This window comes from Lawsonibacter faecis, from assembly GCF_014287675.1.
In the GTDB taxonomy this organism is placed as follows: domain Bacteria; phylum Bacillota; class Clostridia; order Oscillospirales; family Oscillospiraceae; genus Pseudoflavonifractor; species Pseudoflavonifractor faecis.
In genome coordinates this window covers 45,137-65,702 of the sequence record NZ_JACOPQ010000016.1, presented here as the reverse complement: position 1 = coordinate 65,702, position 20,566 = coordinate 45,137, and the positions used below count along the sequence as shown (strand labels likewise).

The following is a 20,566-nucleotide window of genomic DNA, read 5'->3' as shown; positions in this document are numbered from 1 at the left end:
CAAACCATGACAAGACGAGTAGTAGTGACCGGCATGGGCGTCGTGAGCCCGGTGGGCAACGACCTCAATTCTTTTTGGGACGCCCTGACCCACGGCCGCCACGGCATCGGCCCCATCACCCGGTTCGACACCGCCGACTATAAAGCCAAGCTGGCCGCCGAGGTCAGGGACTTCGATCCCCGCGCCTATATGGAGAAGGCCGAGACCCTGCGCAGCGACCTCTACGCCCAGTACGCCATGGGCGCGGCCTGCCAGGCCGTGGAGCAGAGCGGCTTCCTGGGCGCTTATGCCCCCGAGCGTGTGGGCGTCTATTTTGGCACCGGCATCGGCGGCATCGACACCTTCACCGCGGAGCACACCAAGCTCATGGAGCGCGGCCCCCGCCGGGTGTCCCCCTACTTTATCCCCATGCTCATCGCCAATATGGCCGCGGGCATGATCGCCATTCGCTTTAATTGCAAGGGCGCGGCCCTGCCCGCCGTCACCGCCTGCGCCTCGGGGGCCAACGCCATCGGCGAGGCCCTGCGGTGTATCCGCCACGGCTACGCCGACGCCATGATCACCGGCGGGGCCGAGGCCAGCGTGAACCCCTGCGGCGTGGCGGGCTTCATCAACATGCAGGCCCTCTCCACCGCCGAGGACCCGGACGCGGCCTCCCTGCCCTTCGACTCCCGCCGCTCCGGCTTCGTCATCGGCGAGGGTGCGGGCGCGCTGGTGCTGGAGGAGTACGAGCACGCCAAGGCCCGTGGCGCGCACATCTACGCGGAGCTGTGCGGGTACGGCTCCACCTGCGACGCCTACCACATCACCGCCCCCCGGCCCGACGCCGAGGGCGGCAAGCGCGCCATGGCGGACGCCATGGCCGAGGCGGGCTGGCAAGACGGCGAGCGCGTCTATATCAACGCCCACGGCACCGGCACCCCCCTCAACGACGTGGCCGAGACCCTCGCCATCAAGCAGGCCATGGGCGCCGACGCGGCGGCGCGGGCCATGGTGAGCTCCACCAAGTCCATGACCGGCCACATGCTGGGCGCGGCGGGCGCGGCGGAGGCCATCGTCTGCATCAAGGCCCTGGAGGAGGGACTCATCCCCCCCACCGTGGGCCTCAAGGAGCCCGACCCCGCGTGCGACCTGGACTGCGTCCCCCTCACCGCCCGGACCGCCCAGGCGGACTTGGCCCTCTCCAACTCCCTGGGCTTCGGCGGGCACAACGCCTGCCTGGCGTTCCGAAAGGTGCATTGAGTATGGAAGACATCGACATCCGTAAATACGCCGGCCTTATGCGGGAGCTGGACCTAACCGGCCTGGAGGTCACCGAGAACGGCGCGACCCTGCGCCTGGAGCGCAGCTTCGCCGCCGCGGTGCCAGCTATGGCCCCCGTCAGCCCCGTCCGTCCGCCTCAGGCGGAGAGCGCCGCCACAGTTTCAAATGACAGTGTGACGGAAATCCGCTCCCCCATGGTAGGCGTCTTTTACTCCAGCCCCAAGGACAACGAGCCCCCCTTCGTCAAGGCCGGGGACGCTGTGAGGAAGGGCGACGTGCTCTGTATCATCGAGGCCATGAAGCTGATGAACGAGATCACCGCCGAGTGCGACGGCGTTATCGAAGAGGTCTGCGTGGGCGATAACCAGGTTGTGGACTTCGACCACATCCTGTTCCGCTTCCGCCGGGCGTAAGACGGGGGAAGCGGATTGCGGGGTGCGGCGGTCGCGGTGGAATCCCCCACCGCCTCCGGCGGGAGCCCCCTTAGTAAGGGGCCAAGTGGGCCCGACGCCCTCATTGGGCCGTGCGCAGGGGTTACCACAAGCCCCCCAGGACAGACCCCCACCGCACCGACGGCGGCCTTTTGAGCACCAATTCAAACGCAGCTACTATCAAGGTCCTGCCGGGTAACATTCGCTCGGCGGGCGCGTGGGACGCGCCGTTAGTAACGACACACTGCGGTCGATTCGGCGAGTAGCTGCTGCCAAGTTTTGCGACCTATCGAAAACCGTGCCGCCGCCATGGACGCATCCTTTGGGGGGACCGGGGGAGGCGGGGTAGGACATTGAAAATGTCCGTGAGCCGCCCCCGGCGAGCTTTGCCTACTTTCCCTCGCTGGAAAGTAGGCCCCCGGAGGGCGTTTCCCCCGTCCCCGAAGGGCGCGCCCCCCTCTCAGTCGGCTTCGCCGACAGCTCTCCCCAAGGGGCGAGCCTTGAACCCTCCGCCCCAGTGTGCGCACTGGGGCACCTCCCTTCATAAGGGAGGCAGGGTGAGCCTCTCTATTTATTGGAGGTCCGTATGAATCAAGAAGAGATCAAGAAGCTCCTGCCCCACCGGGACAATATGCTCCTGGTGGAGGAGGCCCAGGTGGACGGCGAGACCGCCGTGGGGCGCTACCATGTCCGGGGGGACGAGTGGTTCCTCCAGGGCCACTTTCCCGGCAACAGCGTGGTCCCCGGCGTCGTCCTCTGTGAGATGATGGCCCAGGCCACCTGCGTCCTGCTGGGGGAGCAGCTGCCCCAGGGGGCCACGCCCTATTTTACCAGCATGAACAATGTGCGCTTCAAGTCCCCGGTCAAGCCGGGGGATACCTTTGAGAGCCGCTGTAAGCTCACCAGGGTGAAGAAGCCCTTCTACTTCGCGGAGGGGGAGGGCTATGTGGACGGCAAGCTGTCCGTCAAGGCCGAATTTTCCTTCGCGCTGATTGAGGGGTAGGAGATGTTTTCCAAAATCCTGATTGCCAACCGGGGCGAGATCGCGGTGCGGATTATCCGGGCCTGCAAGGAGATGGGCATCAGCACGGTGGCGGTCTACTCCACCGCCGACGCCGACGCCCTCCATGTGGCCCTGGCCGACCAGAGCATCTGCATCGGCGCGGCCGACGCGGCCGACAGCTACCTCAATGCCCCGCGCATCCTCAGCGCGGCCATCGTGACCGGGGCCCAGGCCATCCACCCCGGATACGGCTTCCTCTCGGAGAACGCCGAGTTCGCCCGCCTCTGCCAGCGCAGCGGCGTGACCTTCATCGGCCCGCCCCCCGAGCTCATGGACGTGGTGGGCGACAAGGCTAAAATCAAGGACCTGATGGCCGGCGCCGGCGTGCCCGTCATCCCCGGCACAGGCATTCTGGAGGATCTGAACGCCGCCAGGTCGGGGGCCGATGCCATCGGCTACCCGGTGATGATCAAGGCCCGCTCGGGCGGCGGCGGCCGGGGCATCCGGCTGGTGAGCCGCCCCGACGAGCTGGAGAACGCCTTCTTCGCCGCTCAGGCCGAGGGGGAGGCCGCCTTCGGCGACGGCGCGGTGTACATGGAGAAATTCATCAGCCCCGCCCGCCATGTGGAGGTCCAGCTCCTGGCCGACGAGGCCCACAGCGTGGTCTTCCTGGGAGAGCGGGACTGCTCCATCCAGCATCGCAACCAGAAGCTGGTGGAGGAGACTCCCTCCCCTGCCGTTTCCCCGGAAACCCGCGAAAAGCTCATGGAGATCTCCGTCGCGGCGGCCAAGGCCATCGGGTACGTGAACGCCGGAACAATGGAATTCCTGCTGGACGCCAGAACCGGGAGCTTCTACTTCATGGAGATGAACGTCCGACTCCAGGTGGAGCACACTGTCACCGAGCAGCTCACCGGCATCGACCTGGTGAAGTGGCAGATCCGCGTGGCGGCGGGGGTGCCCCTGGGCTTCACCCAGGAGGACGTGGTTTTCAAGGGCGTGTCCATCGAGTGCCGCATCAACGCCCTCTCCCCCGGCAAGGTGACCTTCCTCCACGTCCCCGGCGGGCCCTTCGTCCGGTTCGACACCTTCCTCATGAACGGAATGACCGTCCCGCCCTACTACGACTCCCTGCTGGGCAAGCTGGTGGTCTTCGCCTCCACCCGGGAGGAGACCCTGCGCAAGCTCAACGCGGCGCTGTGCGAGCTGGTCATCGACGGCGTGCCCAACAACGTGGAGCAGCAGATCGACATCGTCAGCGCCCCGTCCTTTATGGACGGCTCCTATAACCTGGATTTTTTCAAGAAATGAGGTGACGGCCCATGCCGTTCATCCAATTTTCCCGCAAGCCCAAGAACGAGCTGGAGGCGGGCGGCCGCACCGCCCCTCCCGCCGCGGCGGAGAATGAGCTCAATAAGCAGTGCCCCAACTGCCACAAGAGTCTTCCCCTGAGCGTCCTGTGGGAGAACGCCAACACCTGCCCCTGCGGATACCACTTCCGCATGAACCCCCGCCAGCGCTTGGATTTTCTCGCCGACCCCGGCAGCTTCACCGAGCTCTTCGGAGAGTTTTCCCCCAGCGATCCCCTGGACTTCCCCGGCTACCGGAAGAAGCTGGAGAAGACCCAGGCCTCCTGCCGGGAGCGCGACGCCGTCCTCTGCGGCATCGCGGCCATCGGCGGCGAGAAATGCGCCCTCTTCATCATGGACCCCTATTTCATGATGGGCAGCATGGGGATGCTGGTGGGCGAGAAGATCACCCGCCTCTTCGAGTATGCCGCGGACCAGCGCCTCAGCGTGGTGGGCTTCACCGTCTCCGGCGGAGCCCGGATGCAGGAGGGCATTCTTTCCCTCATGCAGATGGCCAAGACCAGCGGGGCCGTGAAGCGGCACAGCGACGCGGGCGGGTTCTACGCCGCCGTCCTCACCAACCCCACCACAGGCGGCGTCACCGCCAGCTTCGCCATGGAGGGGGACGTGATCCTGGCCGAGCCGGAGGCCACCATCGGCTTCGCCGGGGCCAGGGTCATCGAGTCCACCGTCCGCAAGAAGCTGCCCCCCGGCTTCCAGACCAGCGAATTTCTGTTGGAACACGGCTTCGTGGATGCCATCGTGCCCAGAATCCGCCAGCGGGAGACGCTCTCGTGGCTGCTTCGGATGCACAGAGGAGGTGAGGCGGTATGAGCGCAAGCGCCTATGAGCGGGTCCAGAAGGCCCGCGGCAAGGACCGTCCCACCGGCGTGCAGTATATCCGCCACCTGCTCACCGACTTTATGGAGCTCCACGGAGACCGCCGCTTCGCCGATGACGGCGCGGTGGTGGCGGGCCTCGCCTGCCTCCGGAATTTACCCGTGACGGTGGTCGCCATCGAGAAGGGCTCCACCACCCGGGAGCGGGTGGCCCACAACTTCGGCGCGCCCAATCCCGAGGGCTACCGCAAGGCCCTGCGGCTGATGAAGCAGGCGGAGAAGTTTCACCGCCCGGTCATCTGCTTCGTGGACACCTCCGGCGCGTTCTGCGGCATCGGGGCCGAGGAGCGGGGCCAGGGCCAGGCCATCGCCGAGAACCTGATGGAGATGATGACCCTCAAAACCCCCGTCATTTCCATCCTCATCGGCGAGGGCGGCAGCGGCGGGGCCCTGGGTCTGGCTGTGGCCGACCGGGTGTGGATGCTGGAAAACGCCATCTACTCCGTCATCTCCCCCGAGGGCTGCGCCAGCATTCTCTGGAAGGACTCCGCCAAAGCGGCCGAGGCCGCGGAGTGCCTCCGCCTCACCGCCGACGACGCCCATGCCCTGGGCGTGGTGGAGCGGGTCTTTCCCGAGTACGGCGGGGACTGGAAGCGCCTCTGGCCCGAGCTGGAGGAGGCCCTCTACGCCCAGCTCTCCGAGCTGCGCGCCCTCCCCCCGGAGGAGCTCACCGCCCGGCGGTACCGGCGCTTTCGCGCCATCGGCGTGCCGGGACGGCAGGAGGGGGCTTCTGAGTATGCCTATTGAGCCCTACTTCCGCCGGGTGTTCTACTACGAGACCGACCGCATGGGCTTCGTTCACCACTCCAACTATATCCGCTGGCTGGAGGAGGCCCGGATGGACTATATGCGCAAGCTGGGCATCGACTGCAAGCTATTGGAGGACCAGGGGATTATTATCCCGGTCACCGGGGTCTCCTGCGAGTACCGGCAGTCGGTCTACTTCGACGACATTGTGGAGATCCGTGTGCGCCTCACCGCGTTCAACGGCGTGCGCCTCGCCTTCCGCTACGAGGTGTACGACGGCGCCGCCCTCTCCGCCACCGGCGAGAGCCGCCACTGCTTCCTCAGCGGCGGCGTGCCCGTCAACCTGAAAAAACGCTTCCCGGCGCTCTGCGCGTCCGTCATGCAGGCAGTCGAGACCCTATAAAGGACTGGTTATCACAATGCAATTCTATCAGCAATTCTGCGAGGAGACCTTCGGCCCGGACGGCAGCCTGACGGGCTTTCGCGTCAAATGCGCCGAGAACTATAACTTTGGCTACGACGTGGTGGACGCCATCGCCGCCCGGGACCCGGAGAAGCGGGCGGTGGTCTGGTGCAGCCCCGACGGCCCGGAGCGCACCTTCACCTTTGAGGACATCCGCCGTCTCAGCAACCAGGCGGCCAATGTCTTCCGCGCCCAGGGCATCGGCCGGGGCGACAAGGTGATGGTGGTCCTCAAGCGGCACTACGAGTACTGGTTCGTCTCCATCGCCCTGCACAAGCTGGGGGCGGTGCTGGTCCCCGTGACCCATATGCTCACCGCCGACGATCTGGCCTACCGGGTGGACCTGGCCCACATCAAGGCCGCCGTCTGCACCCCCGAGGGGCCGGTGTGCGACAACCTGCTGGAGGTCCGCGCGCGCTGCCCCGGACTTGAGCACCTCTGGGTGGCCCAGGCCGACCGGGAGGGCTTCCACAACCTGACGAGCGAGATGTCCGCTGCCCCAGACGCACTGGAGCGTCAGGAGACCCTGGCCGCCGAGCCCATGATTCTCTACTTCACCTCCGGCACCACCGGGTACCCCAAGGCGGTCATGCACGACCACACCTACTCTCTGGCCCACATCCTCACCGCCAAATACTGGCAGCAGGTTCAGGACGGTGGACTCCACTTCACCGTGGCCGAGACCGGCTGGGGGAAGGCCTCCTGGGGCAAGCTCTACGGGCAGTGGCTCTGCGGCAGCGCTGTGATGGTCTTCGACTTCGACAATTTCGACCCCCGGCAGCTCATGGCCGTCATCAACAGGTACGCCGTGACCACCTTCTGCGCGCCGCCCACGGTCTACCGCTACTTCGTGAAGAAGGGCATCGCCGAGATGCCCAGCCTCCGCCACGCCACCACGGCGGGCGAGGCCCTCTCACCCGAAATCTTCCGTCAGTTCCAGGCCAAGACCGGCATCCCCCTCATGGAGGGCTTCGGCCAGACCGAGTCCACCCTGATACTGGCCAACCTGGCGGGCAGCACCCCCAAGCCCGGAGCCATGGGCAGGCCCACCCCCCTCTACCACGTGGAGCTTTTGAAGGACGACGGCAGCTACGCCGGGCCCGGCGAGGTGGGCGAGATCGTGGTGGTCCCCCCCGAGGATGGGGGACAGCACGGCATCTTCATGGGCTACTGCGATAACGACGCCCTCTACCGCTACGTCTGGCGGGGCGGCGTGTACCACACCGGGGACACCGCCTGGAAGGACGAGGACGGCGACTACTGGTACAACGGCCGCATCGACGACATCATCAAGACCGGCGGCTTCCGTGTGGGCCCCTATGAGATTGAGGACGTGCTCATGGAGCACCCCGCCGTGCTGGAGTGCTCCGTGGTGGGCGTCCCCGATGAGCTGCGGGGCCAGGCCATCAAGGCCTTCGTGGTGCTCGCCCCCACCTATGAGCCCGCCGCCGAGCTCAAGCGGGAGCTGCGGGATAATACCAACGAGCAGCTCGCCCAGTACAAATGGATTCGCACACTGGAATTTGTGGAGGAGCTGCCCAAGACCATCAGCGGAAAGATCCGCAAGGTGGAGCTGAGGAGCGAAACCTGAGAAAAGCGGGTCCCCCTGGCTGAATGGCCCGGGGGACCCGCTTTTCATTCGACCCTCCGCACGGGTCTGACATATTTACAGTACCGCTCCGGATCGTAGTAGAGGTAGATGATTCTGCCGGGGGTGGACGTATCAAAGCAGCAGCCCGTATCCGAAAAATCGAAGTCGGCCATCGCCTTTTCAATTTTCTCCTCCACACTGCGGTTTTCCTGCTCGTAATCAAAGGGCCCGTGTTCAAAGACGAGGTACTCGGCCTCGGGAATGTCGGCCATCAGCATCTGCGGCGGCACCTCTCCCCGGTAATCCGCGGGAAGGCGGACGCCGTAACACTCCGTCCGGGGGAAGCCCCAGTCACAGAGTCTGCCGTCCGGGTCGTTCATGTACGCCATGAGCTGACCGCTGCCGCTGTTGACCTCGCTTCCGCCGTCGTCGTCCAGCTTGCCCTTGATGCTGTCCAGCAGGCCGCAGACGGTCTCGCAGTCCTGCCCAGGGATGAGGCTCTGCTTCTGCCAAAAGTCCCAGTACCCGTTGCTCTCATAGTTTTTCACGTGCAGAAATTTATGCGCGGGAATGGTCACAAAGTAAATTTTGATATCCTCTGTGGATTTGAGCATTCCTATCTCTCCAAGCCCCAAAAAGTAGCGGTCAAAGGGGTTGATTTTGGTACGGAGGACCACGGGTCTGGGGCGCCTGCGGTATTCGCTGGGCGTGACGCCGTAGGCACTCTTAAAGGCTCTGGTAAACGCCTCATGGGAGGAGAACCCATACTCAACGGCGATGTTGAGAAGGCTTTTGGAGCCGTCCCGCACCTCCTTGAGCGCAAAGGCCAGCTTTCTCCGCCGCAGATAGTCCCTGAACTGCATTCCGGATATCTCCTTGAATTTTCTGGTGGTGTAAAATTCGGAATAGCCAAGGGTGCGGGAGAGGGCGCGCAGCGTCAGAGCCTCGCCGTTTTGATTTTTGATGCAGCTGTCAATCTCGTCGACGATCCGCTGAATTTGCATTTGCCACTCGTACACAACGACTCACCCCGCTTCAACCGCTCTGCGTCAATTATAGAGAAGGGGAGCGGTTCCCGCTTGATTTCACTTGCGGTTATTTCTCTGCAAGCCCCCTGCGCGGCAGGTCAGCGCCCTTACTCCGCTCTAAACCAGCGTAAAATAAATCAAAACCACAATCCCCAGAACAATCCGGTACCATCCGAACACCTTGAAATCGTGCTTTTTAATATAGCTCATCAAAAACTTGATGACCAGCACGGACACTGCGAAGGCAACCGCCATGCCCAGCCCCAGCACCGCCAGCTCGGGCGCTGTAAAGTCAAGGCCGAACTTTAAAATCTTCAGCCCGCTCAGCCCGAACATCACCGGAACGGCCAGGAAGAAGGTAAACTCCGCCGCCGCCACCCGCGACACGCCGATGAGCAGCGCGCCCACGATGGTCGCGCCGGAGCGGGAGGTGCCGGGGATGATGGACAGCACCTGGAAGAGGCCGATCATCAGGGCGGTGGAGTAGGTGATGTCGGTCAGCCTGCCGATCCGCGGTGTGCGCCGCTTGTTCCAGTTTTCCACGAGGATAAAGGCCGCGCCGTACAGGATGAGGGCCGCGGCAATCACCACCGGGGTGTGGAGATGGGCCTCGATGTAGTCGTCGAAGAGGATGGTCACCACCGCGCCGGGGATGCAGGCCACCACCACCTTGAACCAGAGGGAGAAGGTCTCCTTCTTCACCACGCCCCGGCTCCTGTCCTTCCACTGGAAGGGGAACATCTTGTCCCAGAAGAGGACCACCACCGCCAGGATGGCCCCCAGCTGTATGACAACGAAAAACATCTCTTTAAAGGTCCCGCTCATATCCAGCTGGAGAAACTCGTCCACCAGCAGCATGTGTCCCGTGCTGCTGATGGGCAGCCACTCCGTAATGCCCTCCACGATGCCGAGAAAAATCACCTTCAGCGCTTCAATGAAACTCAGTCCCATGCTCTGCCGTCCTTTCCGTCTGCTTAACAGTCCTAGAGAGTTTACCACAGCACCCTGCCCGATACAAGGGAAAGCGCGGGAGAGCCGGACAAAATGTCCGGCTCTCCCGCGCTTCTTACCACATCACCAGCGACAGCAGCCACAGCACCGCCGCCGAGGCCGCCGGCACGCTGACTGTGTCGTTCCCGTTGTGGGACATCAGCTCCGTGAGCGCGGCGACAGGCGCGGTCACCAGGGCGGCCAGCAGGCAGATATACCAGGGCAGCGCCGTATACGCCAGGAGACAGCCCGTCCCCGTCAGGAAGGCGGCGGCAGCCATCGCGGCCGAGCCCTCCCGGGTCTTCTTTCGGTCGGCCATGAGCAGGCGGACGGGGTGCTTCCCCAGCCGCTTGCCCACCAGCGCGGCGGCGGCATCCCCCACGCCCCACATCAGCACGGCGGTGACGGCAATCCAGGGCCTGCCCAGCAGCCCCCAGCAGATTGCAATCAGCCCCGCCAGCATCAGGAAGAGCATCAGCAGGCTCTTCTTTACCTCGCCCGCCCTGCGCTGGACGAAGAGGTCGTCGTACCCCCGCCAGCCCTCCAGCAGCCGGAGCACCGGGTAGAGGACCAGGGCGAAGACCGCCGCCGCCAGGGAGGCCGCCATCCAGTTTTCCGCCGACTCCACCAGCACCACCACAGAGAGAAAGGCGGGCAGATGCAGCATCTTGCGGAAGAGCTCCCGGGGCAGGCGGCAGGTGAAGTGGACTGCCAGCAGAATGGCCGCCGCGGCCACAATGTAGAGGACGAACCGCCCCAGGCACCCCAGCGTCTGCCACAGCAGGGCGCAGCCCATGATCTGCTCCCGGTAATTGAGCAGAATCATGGACCCGCCGAGGGCGGTGAGCACCCCGCCGGTCACCAGCCCCACTACCCGGCTCTTTACCCGGTTGGCGAACTGGGCCGACACCAGGGATGCGGCGGTGGCAACCACAATGCAGATGACCAGCGCGTCCCACCGCTCCAGCAGGATGGCGGGGTTGATGAGGATGTGGCTCGCCGAGGCGATGAGGGCCGTGAAGGTCATGATGAATGTGCTGGTTCCCACGGCGGTCTTCAGCTCATAGCCCAGGAACGCGGTGAACACCACCAGCATCATCATGCCGCCGCCGGTGCCCACGAAGCCGGTGCCGAAGCCGATGGTCAGCCCGAAAAAGAGGGAGACCGCCACCCCCTTGGCGTCCAGCCGCGCTCCAGCCGCTCCGGCCTCCCTCCTCCGCGTCTCCGGCATTACGAGGAAACGGATGCCGATGCAGAAGGTCAGAAACAGGGAGAAGCCGCCCAGCACCACGTCTCCCGCCAGCCAGGCTGCGAAGCTGCCCGCGGTGCACAGGGTGAGAACGCATACCAGCATGACCCAGCCCCGCCTCAGGTCAATGTTTTTATGTTTTATGTAAACTGCCGTAGTGACCGCCGAGCCGAGAATATCCGAGGCCAGGGCCACTGCGGTGGCCTGATAGGCTCCGGTCTCCCCCGCGAAGGAGGGGCAGAGCACAATCAAAATCGGGACCATGACCGTGGCGGCGGAGAGCCCGGCCAGCCCGGTCCCGACCCCCGCCCCCAGCGCCGCCGCCACATACCAGAAATACTCCATGGATGTTTTCACTACCCCCGCTTGACATTATTTTTATCTGTAACTTATAATTATAGTCGACATATGTTGCTTTCACAACCGACAAAGGCATTTAAAGTGTTGCATTGAGGTATCGCCATGGACAAAAAGGGAAACCAGCGCGTTGCCCTCACTAGGCGGCTCATCCAGGAGAGCCTGCTGCGGCTCCTCAGCCGGAAGAGCCTCTTTCAAATTTCCATCCGGGAGCTGTGCGGCGACGCGGGCGTTAACCGCTCCACCTTCTACCGCCACTACGGCAGCCAGTTCGACGTGCTCTCCGGGCTGGAGGCGGACTACCTGGCCCGCGTCGAGCAGACCATCGCTGCGGCCGACGTGCGCGACAACCGTGATGTGCTCCAGCGGGTGACTCTGGTGCTGCAATACGCGGCCGACAATGAGGAGCTCTCCCGGATGCTCATCAACCACAATGTGGACCCGTCCTTTTCCGAAAAGCTCTTCTCCCTGCCCAAGATTGGCGAGCTGCTGGGGGACGCCCTCTCCGGCCAGGAGGATGAGCGCCGCAGACGGGCCATCGTCTCCTTCGCCATCCACGGCAGCTACACCCTCATCCAGGAGTGGATTAACGAGACGCCCCGACGGAGCGCGGCGGAGCAGGCCGCCCTCATCCTCTCCCTGGCCCGGAGGGTCTGCGGGGCGTAAGTCTACCCCGCCGCGCGGAAATGCGCCGGCAAGGCCGTTTACCGCAAAACCAACGATTTTTATGAAGCAGCAGCCTTAATTCGGCAGGAAGGGGGGCACAGTTATGGTCCGAATCGCCATTGTGGAGGACGATGACGCCTGCCGTGCGCAGCTGGAGGCATATGTACGGCGCTACGGCGGGGAGACCGGCGGGGAATTTCAGATCACGTCCTTTTCCGACGGGCTGGACATCGCCGAGGACTACCGCCCCATCTACGACATCATCCTGCTGGACATCGAGATGCCCAGGCTGGACGGCATGACGGCGGCGGAGCGCATCCGCTCCTTCGATCCCGGCGTGATTCTCATTTTCATCACCAACATGGCCCAATACGCCATCAAGGGGTACGAGGTGGACGCGCTGGACTTCGTACTCAAGCCGGTGGGGTATTTTCCCTTTTCCCTCAAGCTGAAAAAGGCCGTCTCCGCCCTCCGCGCCCGGGCGCAGAAGGATCTGCTCCTCCCACTGGACGGGGGCGTGAAACGGGTCTCCTCAGGTGAGATCTACTATATTGAGGTCCAGGGCCACCGCATTATCGTCCACGCTGAGAGCGGGGACTATGTCATTCCCGGCGCCCTGCGGGACATGGAGGAGCAGCTGGAGGGCCAGCACTTCGTCCGCTGCAACAAATGCTACCTGGTAAACCTCCGCCACGTCACCGACGTGCGGCAGAATACCGTGGTGGCCGGGGGACATGAGCTCCAGATCAGCCGCCCACGGAAAAAAGAATTTCTCCAGGCCCTCACCGACTATTTCGGAGGTGGCGGGCGATGAACTGGACCCTGGCCGACGCCGTCAACAACGCCCGCTTCATGATGGAGCTGCTGGCGGCCTGCGTGGTGTTTCTCCTGCCGCTGAAGAAGCGGCGGCGCTTTCTCCTCCGCCTGATTCCGGGGCTGGTGATCTGCACACTCCCCGCCCTTCTCTACATTCCCTCCACCGGCGCGCTGCTCATCGTCACCAAGTACCTCCCCCTCCTGGTCCTGGCGGCGGCGCTGGTCTTCTTCTGCTGCGACGTGTCTTTTTACGACGCGGTCTACTGCGTCCTCTGCGCCTATGCCACCCAGCACTTCGCCTACTCCCTGCTGGTGGCCTGCGCCTACAATACCGACTACTACGCCAGCACCTGGTATGCCAACTGGCTCTCCCCGGTCTACTTCCTCTGCTACGGCGGGACCTACGTCCTCTTCTACTTTCTCTTTGCCCGGGGCCTTCCCGAGGGGGGCCGCTACGGCTCCGACGCGCGGCAGTCCATGCTCTCGGTGGTCTTGGTGCTCCCCTTCGCCCTGTTCTTCTCCCTGGTGGCGAAAATGTGGTTCTACGAGGAGGGGGGCCGGGTCTTCCTGGTCTGCCAGTTCTACGCCATGCTCTGCTGCTTCTTCGTCCTCTGGGTCCAGACCAGCCAGCGCAAGCGCACCCGGCTCCAGGCCGAGCTGGAGGTCCAGCGGCAGCTCCGGGCCAAGCAGCAGGAGCAGTACGAGCTCTCCAGGGAAAATATTGCCCTCATCAACCGAAAGTGCCACGATTTAAAGCATCAGGTGGCCGCCCTGCGCACCGTACGGGGCGAGGAGGCCCGTGAGGCCTCCCTCCGGGAGATTGAGCGCTCCGTCATGATCTACGATGCAATTGTCAAGACGGGCAACGAGGTGCTGGACACGGTACTCACCGAGAAAAGCCTTCTCTGTGAGCGGGAGCATATCACCATGACCTGCGTGGCGGACGGCAGCAAGCTGGATTTTATGGACGCGGTGGACCTCTACACCATCTTCGGCAACGCCCTGGACAACGCCATTGAGAGCGTCACCGCCATACCCGACCCCGAGCGGCGCGTCATCGCCGTGACGGTCTATACCCGCAGCAGCCTCTTGCTGATTCAGCTTGAGAATTACTATGAGCAGCCCCTCACCTTCGCGGACGGTCTCCCCGTCACCACCAAGGGGCAAAACGGCTTCCACGGCTTCGGTATGAAGAGCATTCAGTACACCGCGGAGAAATACGGCGGCATTATGACCGTCCACGCAGAGGACCATCTCTTTATCCTGCGGGTCTCCATCCCCATGTCCGGCCAGTAATCCGGGCCTCTCCCCGCTCCCCAGGAGAGCAGCTCAGGCTTCCAAAATGACAGTTCGTGCAGGCGGACCCCACTTGTCGGGGTCCGCCTGTTATACTTCCCCCATCAAACGTGCCCGCGCACGACTATATGAAGGAGGAAGAATTGAATGGAAAACACACCCGCCAAAAAGAAGCTGAGCCGCGGCAAAAAGGCAGGTATCATCGCGGGGGCCGTCCTGCTCCTAGTGATTGCCGCCGTCCTCATCTACGGCTTTGTCCTCACCCGCACCGGCTACTGGCTCCTGGCCAAATTCACCCCCGACTCCCCCGAACAGCAGATGAGCTACACCTCCGCCAGCGACACCGTCCGCCAGATCGCCGAGGAGGGCTTCGTCCTCATGCAGAACAACGACGGCCTGCTCCCCCTCTCCGGCGGGCCGGAGAAGACCAAAATCAACCTCTTCGGCATCCGCTCCATTCAGATGGTCTATAACGGCGGCGGCTCCGCCGCATCCGACGTGACCCGCTGCGTCCGCCTGGAGGACGCGCTGAAGGGTCAGAACTTTGAGCTCAACGGCGACCTTCTGAACGTCTACTACAACTACTTCAACACCGGCAAGGTCTCCCTGGCCGCCGCCCAGGCGCCTTCCAACGGCGGCGCGTCCGAGTTCATCGCCGCCCCCGACTCCATCACCATTCCGGAGCTGCCCGCCTCCGCCTTTGCTGACACCTCCCTCTACTCCGACGGCAAGACCCTCATGGAGCACGCCAGGGAGTTTTCCGGCACGGCCGTGGTGGTCCTCAGCCGGAGCGCGGGCGAGCACGCCGACCTGGACGTGCGGGATCTCCAGCTCACCGCCGAGGAAATTGCCCTGCTGGACAGCGTCTGCGGCAGCTTTGACGACGTGGTGCTCCTACTCAACTGTGCCAACACCCTGGAGGTGGGCTTCGTGCGGGACTACCCCCAGATCAAGAGCGTCCTCTGGGTGGGCTTCCCCGGCGAGAGCGGCAACCTGGCCGCCGCCGCCATCCTCTCCGGCGCGGTGAACCCCTCCGGCCGCACCGCCGACACCTGGGTCACCGACAACCTGAGCGCCCCCGCCGCCAACAACTTCCGCGAGCTGCAGACGGACGGCACCTGGGCCGCTAACTCCTTCCACTACTCCAATGTCTCCGATAACCCCGACGTGTCCCAGCTTCTGCTGGCCATGGGCGAGGACACCACCGTCCGCGGCTACTTCAACCACTACGCCGAGGGCATTTACGTGGGCTATAAGTATTACGAGACCCGGCACGACACCGACCCCGGCTACGACTACGAGGCCGACGTGGTCTACCCCTTCGGCCACGGTCTGTCCTACACCACCTTCGACAAGAAGATCATGGCGATGAACGAGGAAAACGGCGTCATTACCGTCCGGGTGGAGGTGAAGAACACCGGCAGCATGGCGGGCAAGGACGTCATTGAGCTCTACTGCACGCCCCCTTACACCGGGGCCATCGAGAAGTCCACCGTCAACCTGGCGGCCTTCAAAAAGACAAACCTCATCCAGCCCGGCGAGACCGAGTATTACTCCCTGGAGATCCCCGTGGAGGATCTGGCCTCCTACGACTATAAGGTCAACGGCTGTTACGTCCTGGAGAAGGGCGATTACGTCCTCTCCTTGCGCAGCGATTCCCACACCGTGGTGGACGAGAATACCTGGAGCTTGGGCCGGGACATCATTTATGACGACACCCATGACGGGAAGCGCCCCTCCGACCGTGTGACCGCCTTGAACCGGTTCGACCAGGCCCTGGGCGCGGACGACTACCTGACCCGCGCGTGGGACCAGTCCGGCCGCGCCTTCACCGGCCCCGTGGAGGGCGACTACACCGCGCCCCAGTCCGTCCTGGACGCCCTCACCTGGAAAAACCCCACCGATGCGGAGCTGGGCCTCACCGAGATGCCCGCCCTGGGCGTGGCGCTCGACAAACCCCTGATGCTTGCCGACATGGTGGGCGTGCCCAAGGATGACCCCAAGTGGGACGCGTTCATCTCCCAGCTCACCATCGACGAGATGGCCGCCCTCTGCACCAGCGGCGGCTATACCATCGGCGGCATCGAGCGTCTGGGCTCCCCCCGCCTCGCCACCCCGGACGGCCCCACCGGCATGATGGCGAACGCCTGGTCCGGCCCCATCATGGGCGTGGACAAGAGCGGCGTCACCTACCCCACCGAGGTGGTGCTGGCCTCCAGCTGGAATCAGGACATGGCCGAGCTGATGGGCGCCACCGTGGGCACCGAGGCCCAGGCCCTGGGATTCTCCGGCTGGTACGCCCCCGGCATGAACACCCACCGCACACCCTTCTCCGGCCGCAACTTCGAGTACTACGCCGAGGACGGCGTGCTGGCCGGCGAGATCGGCGGCGCCGTGGTCAAGGGCGCCACCGACAAGGGCGTCATCTGCTACATCAAGCACTTCGCCCTTAACGAGCGCGAGGCCGAGAACCGCCAGGGCCTCTTCACCTGGTCCAACGAGCAGGCCATCCGCGAAATTTACCTCAAGCCCTTCGAGATCGCCGTAAAGAAGGGCGGCAGCCTGGGCGTCATGTCCTCCTTCAACTACGTGGGCCACGAGTGGGCCGGCGGCTGTGAGGCCCTGCTCACGCAGGTGCTGCGCAGCGAGTGGGGCTTTGAGGGTGTGGTTATCACCGACTCCAACCGCTACTCCTATATGTACGTGGACCAGATGATCTACGCCGGCGGCGATCTGTCCCTGGACTTCATGGCCGCCTTCAAGATGCCCGGCGGCGAGGACCAGAAGAACCGCCTCCTGGCCGCCGCGGAGAACCCGGACACCAAAATCGGCTTCGCTCTGGGTCTCCAGCGGGCCAGCAAGGATATCCTCTACGCGGTGTCCAACACCTGGAACATGCAGTAAAAACCGACGGGGGAAGGCGCAAGGCAATTGCCTTGCGCCTTCCCCCGTTTGTTTCAGACATCCTATCTTCGCGGCGGCCCCTCAGGGTCCGCGCCTTCAGGAAAAGAACGCATTCCCCTTCCGACCCTCGCAGGCCTTTTTCAGCTTCTGGGTGACTCCCATCAGCATGACCGGGTTGAGCGCCCGGGCGTGGGACGGGCAGACCGTCACGCACCGCATACAGGTGATGCACTTCTCAGCGTCGGTCTCCTTGGGGTTCTCCCTGGGGATGGCCTCCACCGGGCACAGCCCGGCGCACACGCCGCAGAGTGTGCAATCCCGACCGGCCTTGGGCTTCATGGGCACGCCGCCGTAGGCCCGGTAGGGCGCGTTCCCGGGGACCTGCTCCAGCCTTCCCCCGCCGCGCTCCGCCAGGGTCCTGATCCGCGCCGCGAAATCCGCCAGCTCCGCCCGGTCGGCCTCGTCCGGCCTGCCTGCGCCGAACTGCCGCATGATGGAGTGCTCCGCCACGGCGGCCACCGCCGCCACGGCCCGAAACCCGGCGGCCTGCGCCTCGTCCCTCAGCTCCAGCAGGGTGTCGTCGTAGTCCCGGTTGCCGTAGGCCGTCACCAGAACAGCCGCGGCCCCGTTGCCCCTCACCGTCCTCAGCCGCTCCACCGCTGCGGCGGGGACCCGGCCGCCGTAGGAGGGCACGCCGATAAGGCAGAAGTCCCCCGCCCGAAATGCCCTGTCCGCCCAGGCTCCGTGTGGGGCCGACAGGTCAATCTCCTCCACGTCCGCCAGCCCGGCGGCGAGCAGGTCCAGTACCCGCTTCGTGCCCCCCGTGGGGCTGAAGCACAGCGTATACACGCCCATTTAACCGCTTCCCTTCCTCTATTTTGTTTAAAAACAGCGCATCCGCCGGACCCGCCGTCATTGGGCCGCCCCTGCCCGCTGCGCGGAGAGGCCCCGTCTTACCCCTGCATTCCTTCCTCCTGCCGCTCCATGTTTTCCACCACGATGTCGTAAATCTCCCCCAGGGAGGCGCAGTAGGCCAGCACTTGCCAGGGCTCGTTGGTGTGAAAGTGGATTTTCACCAGATTTTCATCCCCCACGACCAGGAGGCAGTCCCCCTTGATATTAGTCATGATATCGTCGTGGATGTCGTCCTCATCCAGATTCCGCCCCTCCACCAGCAGTTGGGTATCGAACTTGTACTCCAGCATTGCACATCACCTTTCTATGCCTGATTGCTGCTATTCTACCACTGTAAACCAAAAGAGGCAATCGACTTTACTCCACGCCTGTCGTATAATGATAACCAAGCAGTATCAAACACACCCGAAGGAGGAGCGCCTATGAATCCCATCCCCATTATCCTGGACGGCGACCCCGGCCACGACGACGCCATGGCCTGGATGCTGGCCCAATCCAGCCCCCTGCTGGACATCCGGGCAGTGACCTCATCCTGCGGCAACCAGACCATAGAAAAGACCACCTATAACGCCCTGCGGGTCATGACCCTGCTGGGCATCGACGCGCCCATGGCAAAGGGCCGCTCCGGTCCTCTGGTGGCGAAGACCATGAACGCCCCCACCGTCCACGGCGAGTCCGGGCTTGACGGCCCCGCCCTGCCCGAGCCCGCCGTCTCCCCTCAGAGCATGACCGCCGTGGAGCTGATGGCAAAGGTGCTCTCCGAGAGCGCGGAACGGGTCACTCTGGTCCCCACCGGCCCCCTCACCAACGTAGCCGCCCTGCTCCTCTCCCACCCCGAGCTGAAGCCGAACATCGAGCGCATCTCCCTCATGGGCGGCGGAATCGCCCACGGCAACTGGACCCCTGCCGCCGAGTTCAATATCCTTGTGGACCCCGAGGCCGCCGATCTGGTCTTCCGCTCCGGCGTCCCCATCACCATGGCGGGGCTGGACGTGACCGAGCAGGCCCTCATCTTCCCCGGGGATTTTGAGCGCATCCGGGCCGTGGGCAACGACGTGGCCCTGGTGGTGGCCGAGTGGCTGGAGTTCTTTTACCGCTTCCACCGGGAGAAGGGCTACGCCGGCGCGCCCGTCCACGACGCGGTGGCCGTAGCCGCCCTCATCGCGCCGGAGCTCTTCACCGCCGAGGAGATGCATGTGTCCGTGGAGGTCGCAGGCGACTACTGCCGGGGCATGACTCTGGGCGACCGCTACCACGCCACCGACGCCACGCCCAACGCCCGGGTTTTGATGGGTGTGGACCGGGACGGCTTCGCCCGGCTCCTGGTGGACGCGGTGAAGACCTACTCTGCCCCTGCGGCGCGGCGGCCCTGCCCCCCGTCCCCCCATGGTAAGGAGGTGCTCTCATGAACAAGAGGCCCGTCATCATCGACTGCGACCCCGGAATCGACGACGCCGTAGCCCTGCTGGCCGCCTTCCAGGCCCCCGGGCTGGATATCCGCGCAATCACCCCTGTGGCGGGGAACGTCCCGCTCTCCCATACCTGCCCCAACGCCCTGAAGATCCTGGCCCTGGGCGGCCGGGAGGACATCCCCGTCTACCCCGGCGCGGACCGCCCCCTCTTCGGCCAGCCCAAGGAGGCCAGCGCCGTCCACGGCGAAGACGGGCTGCTCGGCTGGCCCATGCCCCGGCCCAAGGCCGCGCCCCGCCCGGAGCGCGCCTGGGACGCCCTACACCGTGAGGCCCTGGCCCTGGGCGGCGCGCTGGAGATTGTCGCCACCGGCCCCCTCACCAATCTGGCTGTCGCCCTCTCCAAGTACGCGGATCTCCCCGGCCTCATCAAGGGCATTGTCCTCATGGGCGGCGGCGCGTCCTGCGGCAACGCCACCCCGGCCGCAGAGTTCAATATGTATGCCGACCCGGAGGCCGCCGAGATGGTCTTCCGCTCCGGCATTCCCATTACCATGTGCGGCCTGGACGTGTGCTACCGCGCCTATATGACCCACGAGGAGACCGCCGCGCTGGAGGCCCTGGGCACCCCCCAGGCCCGGTTCGCCGCCGCCGTCAACCGCAGCGAGCTCCAGTGGGTGGAGGCCCTGGGCATCCCCGGCGCGCCCCAGTACGACCCCTGCGCCATGCTCTGCGCCATCGACCCCTCCCTTTATACCGGCGCAGACTGCTGGGTGGGGGTGGAGCGGTCCGGCTCCCTCACCCGGGGCAAGACCGTCACCGACGCCTTCAGCGACGCCAAGCGCGCGCCCCGGAACGTCCGCCTTATGCTGGATGTGGACCGCCCGCGCTTCGCCGCCGCGCTGACGGACCTCCTCTCCCGCTATTAGCGCCCCAACCTCCGCAGGGCGCGCACGCTCCCAAAAGCGGGCTGCAAACCTGTGGTTTGCAGCCCGCTTTTCATTCATAGCCTGCGGCCGGCATAGGGCGTGGCCTGCCTGCGCCCCCCGCTCCCGCCTTGGCGCTGCGTCTTGCAATCCGCGCCTCAGGTGCCTCTCCCCCACAGGGGCGGCGCTTGACCCTCAGGCGTAGCTCCATCCGGGTCCGCCTCCCGCTTTTTCGCCGTTATTTCCGCTTTTTCACCTCATTTC

General features: G+C 64.6%; 19 protein-coding genes. 14 read left to right on the top strand and 5 right to left on the bottom strand.

The features are described 5' to 3' along the window. Window positions 1–6: 6 nt before the first annotated feature. The 8 genes from fabF to H8S62_RS15995 all read left to right on the top strand — a co-directional run bounded on the left by fabF (window position 7) and on the right by H8S62_RS15995 (window position 7,746). Window positions 7–1,242: a beta-ketoacyl-ACP synthase II gene (fabF, locus tag H8S62_RS16030; RefSeq protein WP_155146837.1), complete on the top strand. Its 1,236-nt coding sequence runs from the start codon at window positions 7–9 to the stop codon at window positions 1,240–1,242. A gap of 2 nt (window positions 1,243–1,244) precedes the next feature. After that, window positions 1,245–1,676, top strand: a complete 432-nt coding sequence (gene accB, locus H8S62_RS16025; protein ID WP_186920261.1) for an acetyl-CoA carboxylase biotin carboxyl carrier protein — start codon at window positions 1,245–1,247, stop codon at window positions 1,674–1,676. A 604-nt stretch (window positions 1,677–2,280) separates the two neighbouring features. After that, the gene (locus tag H8S62_RS16020; protein WP_155146832.1) at window positions 2,281–2,697 is read left to right on the top strand and encodes a 3-hydroxyacyl-ACP dehydratase FabZ family protein; all 417 of its coding nucleotides are present in this window, start codon (window positions 2,281–2,283) and stop codon (window positions 2,695–2,697) included. A 3-nt stretch (window positions 2,698–2,700) separates the two neighbouring features. Continuing rightward, the gene (locus tag H8S62_RS16015; protein ID WP_186920260.1) at window positions 2,701–4,008 is read left to right on the top strand and encodes an acetyl-CoA carboxylase biotin carboxylase subunit; all 1,308 of its coding nucleotides are present in this window, start codon (window positions 2,701–2,703) and stop codon (window positions 4,006–4,008) included. Between the two features lie 11 nt (window positions 4,009–4,019). Then, complete coding sequence (locus H8S62_RS16010) at window positions 4,020–4,880, top strand: acetyl-CoA carboxylase carboxyltransferase subunit beta (RefSeq protein WP_186920259.1); 861 nt, start codon at window positions 4,020–4,022, stop codon at window positions 4,878–4,880. Continuing rightward, window positions 4,877–5,692 carry an acetyl-CoA carboxylase carboxyltransferase subunit alpha gene (locus H8S62_RS16005; protein WP_155146828.1) on the top strand — a complete coding sequence of 272 codons (816 nt, stop codon included), beginning with the start codon at window positions 4,877–4,879 and terminating at the stop codon, window positions 5,690–5,692. The genes H8S62_RS16010 and H8S62_RS16005 overlap by 4 nt, the downstream gene beginning before the upstream one ends. Then, a complete protein-coding gene (locus H8S62_RS16000; protein WP_186920258.1) occupies window positions 5,682–6,095 on the top strand; it encodes an acyl-CoA thioesterase in 414 nt (137 codons plus the stop codon). Before H8S62_RS16005 ends, H8S62_RS16000 begins: the two co-directional genes overlap by 11 nt. 16 nt (window positions 6,096–6,111) lie before the next feature. Further along, window positions 6,112–7,746 (top strand): AMP-binding protein, encoded by a 1,635-nt coding sequence (locus H8S62_RS15995; protein WP_186920257.1) that lies wholly within the window; start codon window positions 6,112–6,114, stop codon window positions 7,744–7,746. A gap of 44 nt (window positions 7,747–7,790) precedes the next feature. Here H8S62_RS15995 and H8S62_RS15990 read toward each other — a convergent pair whose 3' ends face one another. From H8S62_RS15990 to H8S62_RS15980, 3 genes are all read right to left on the bottom strand, one after another. Further along, window positions 7,791–8,765 (bottom strand): helix-turn-helix domain-containing protein, encoded by a 975-nt coding sequence (locus tag H8S62_RS15990; RefSeq protein ID WP_186920256.1) that lies wholly within the window; start codon window positions 8,763–8,765, stop codon window positions 7,791–7,793. A 126-nt stretch (window positions 8,766–8,891) separates the two neighbouring features. Further along, complete coding sequence (locus H8S62_RS15985; RefSeq protein ID WP_480175947.1) at window positions 8,892–9,719, bottom strand: undecaprenyl-diphosphate phosphatase; 828 nt, start codon at window positions 9,717–9,719, stop codon at window positions 8,892–8,894. 121 nt (window positions 9,720–9,840) lie between these two features. After that, a complete protein-coding gene (locus tag H8S62_RS15980) occupies window positions 9,841–11,370 on the bottom strand; it encodes a TSUP family transporter (RefSeq protein ID WP_186920254.1) in 1,530 nt (509 codons plus the stop codon). Between the two features lie 105 nt (window positions 11,371–11,475). On the opposite strand from H8S62_RS15980, the gene H8S62_RS15975 reads away from it, so the two are divergent. The 4 genes from H8S62_RS15975 (at window position 11,476) to H8S62_RS15960 (ending at window position 17,052) form a co-directional block, all read left to right on the top strand. Continuing rightward, entirely contained in the window at window positions 11,476–12,036 is a 561-nt protein-coding gene (locus H8S62_RS15975) for a TetR/AcrR family transcriptional regulator (RefSeq protein WP_155146815.1), read from the top strand. A gap of 103 nt (window positions 12,037–12,139) precedes the next feature. Then, window positions 12,140–12,850, top strand: coding sequence for a LytR/AlgR family response regulator transcription factor (locus H8S62_RS15970; RefSeq protein WP_155146813.1), 711 nt, complete (start codon window positions 12,140–12,142; stop codon window positions 12,848–12,850). Beyond that, window positions 12,847–14,148: an ATP-binding protein gene (locus H8S62_RS15965; protein WP_186920253.1), complete on the top strand. Its 1,302-nt coding sequence runs from the start codon at window positions 12,847–12,849 to the stop codon at window positions 14,146–14,148. The genes H8S62_RS15970 and H8S62_RS15965 overlap by 4 nt, the downstream gene beginning before the upstream one ends. 147 nt (window positions 14,149–14,295) lie before the next feature. After that, a complete protein-coding gene (locus tag H8S62_RS15960; RefSeq protein WP_186920252.1) occupies window positions 14,296–17,052 on the top strand; it encodes a glycoside hydrolase family 3 protein in 2,757 nt (918 codons plus the stop codon). Window positions 17,053–17,148: 96 nt separating this feature from the next. On the opposite strand, the gene H8S62_RS15955 is transcribed toward H8S62_RS15960, so the two are convergent. Next, window positions 17,149–17,907, bottom strand: coding sequence for a 4Fe-4S binding protein (locus tag H8S62_RS15955; RefSeq protein ID WP_186920251.1), 759 nt, complete (start codon window positions 17,905–17,907; stop codon window positions 17,149–17,151). Between the two features lie 98 nt (window positions 17,908–18,005). Further along, window positions 18,006–18,257, bottom strand: coding sequence for a kinase to dihydroxyacetone kinase (locus H8S62_RS15950; protein ID WP_155146806.1), 252 nt, complete (start codon window positions 18,255–18,257; stop codon window positions 18,006–18,008). Window positions 18,258–18,389: 132 nt separating this feature from the next. Between H8S62_RS15950 and H8S62_RS15945 the strand changes: the two genes are divergently transcribed. Both H8S62_RS15945 and H8S62_RS15940 read left to right on the top strand, forming a co-directional pair. Further along, the gene (locus H8S62_RS15945; protein ID WP_186920250.1) at window positions 18,390–19,376 is read left to right on the top strand and encodes a nucleoside hydrolase; all 987 of its coding nucleotides are present in this window, start codon (window positions 18,390–18,392) and stop codon (window positions 19,374–19,376) included. After that, window positions 19,373–20,305, top strand: coding sequence for a nucleoside hydrolase (locus H8S62_RS15940; protein ID WP_155146801.1), 933 nt, complete (start codon window positions 19,373–19,375; stop codon window positions 20,303–20,305). The genes H8S62_RS15945 and H8S62_RS15940 overlap by 4 nt, the downstream gene beginning before the upstream one ends. Window positions 20,306–20,566 lie beyond the last annotated feature (261 nt).

Bases quoted from the DNA above. Each gene is read 5' to 3' on its own strand.
- fabF (WP_155146837.1), top strand. From the start codon at position 7: ATGACAAGACGAGTAGTAGTGACCGGCATGGGCGTCGTGAGCCCGGTG.
- accB (WP_186920261.1), top strand. From the start codon at position 1,245: ATGGAAGACATCGACATCCGTAAATACGCCGGCCTTATGCGGGAGCTG.
- H8S62_RS16020 (WP_155146832.1), top strand. From the start codon at position 2,281: ATGAATCAAGAAGAGATCAAGAAGCTCCTGCCCCACCGGGACAATATG.
- H8S62_RS16015 (WP_186920260.1), top strand. From the start codon at position 2,701: ATGTTTTCCAAAATCCTGATTGCCAACCGGGGCGAGATCGCGGTGCGG.
- H8S62_RS16010 (WP_186920259.1), top strand. From the start codon at position 4,020: ATGCCGTTCATCCAATTTTCCCGCAAGCCCAAGAACGAGCTGGAGGCG.
- H8S62_RS16005 (WP_155146828.1), top strand. From the start codon at position 4,877: ATGAGCGCAAGCGCCTATGAGCGGGTCCAGAAGGCCCGCGGCAAGGAC.
- H8S62_RS16000 (WP_186920258.1), top strand. From the start codon at position 5,682: ATGCCTATTGAGCCCTACTTCCGCCGGGTGTTCTACTACGAGACCGAC.
- H8S62_RS15995 (WP_186920257.1), top strand. From the start codon at position 6,112: ATGCAATTCTATCAGCAATTCTGCGAGGAGACCTTCGGCCCGGACGGC.
- H8S62_RS15975 (WP_155146815.1), top strand. From the start codon at position 11,476: ATGGACAAAAAGGGAAACCAGCGCGTTGCCCTCACTAGGCGGCTCATC.
- H8S62_RS15970 (WP_155146813.1), top strand. From the start codon at position 12,140: ATGGTCCGAATCGCCATTGTGGAGGACGATGACGCCTGCCGTGCGCAG.
- H8S62_RS15965 (WP_186920253.1), top strand. From the start codon at position 12,847: ATGAACTGGACCCTGGCCGACGCCGTCAACAACGCCCGCTTCATGATG.
- H8S62_RS15960 (WP_186920252.1), top strand. From the start codon at position 14,296: ATGGAAAACACACCCGCCAAAAAGAAGCTGAGCCGCGGCAAAAAGGCA.
- H8S62_RS15955 (WP_186920251.1), bottom strand. From the start codon at position 17,907: ATGGGCGTGTATACGCTGTGCTTCAGCCCCACGGGGGGCACGAAGCGG.
- H8S62_RS15950 (WP_155146806.1), bottom strand. From the start codon at position 18,257: ATGCTGGAGTACAAGTTCGATACCCAACTGCTGGTGGAGGGGCGGAAT.
- H8S62_RS15945 (WP_186920250.1), top strand. From the start codon at position 18,390: ATGAATCCCATCCCCATTATCCTGGACGGCGACCCCGGCCACGACGAC.
- H8S62_RS15940 (WP_155146801.1), top strand. From the start codon at position 19,373: ATGAACAAGAGGCCCGTCATCATCGACTGCGACCCCGGAATCGACGAC.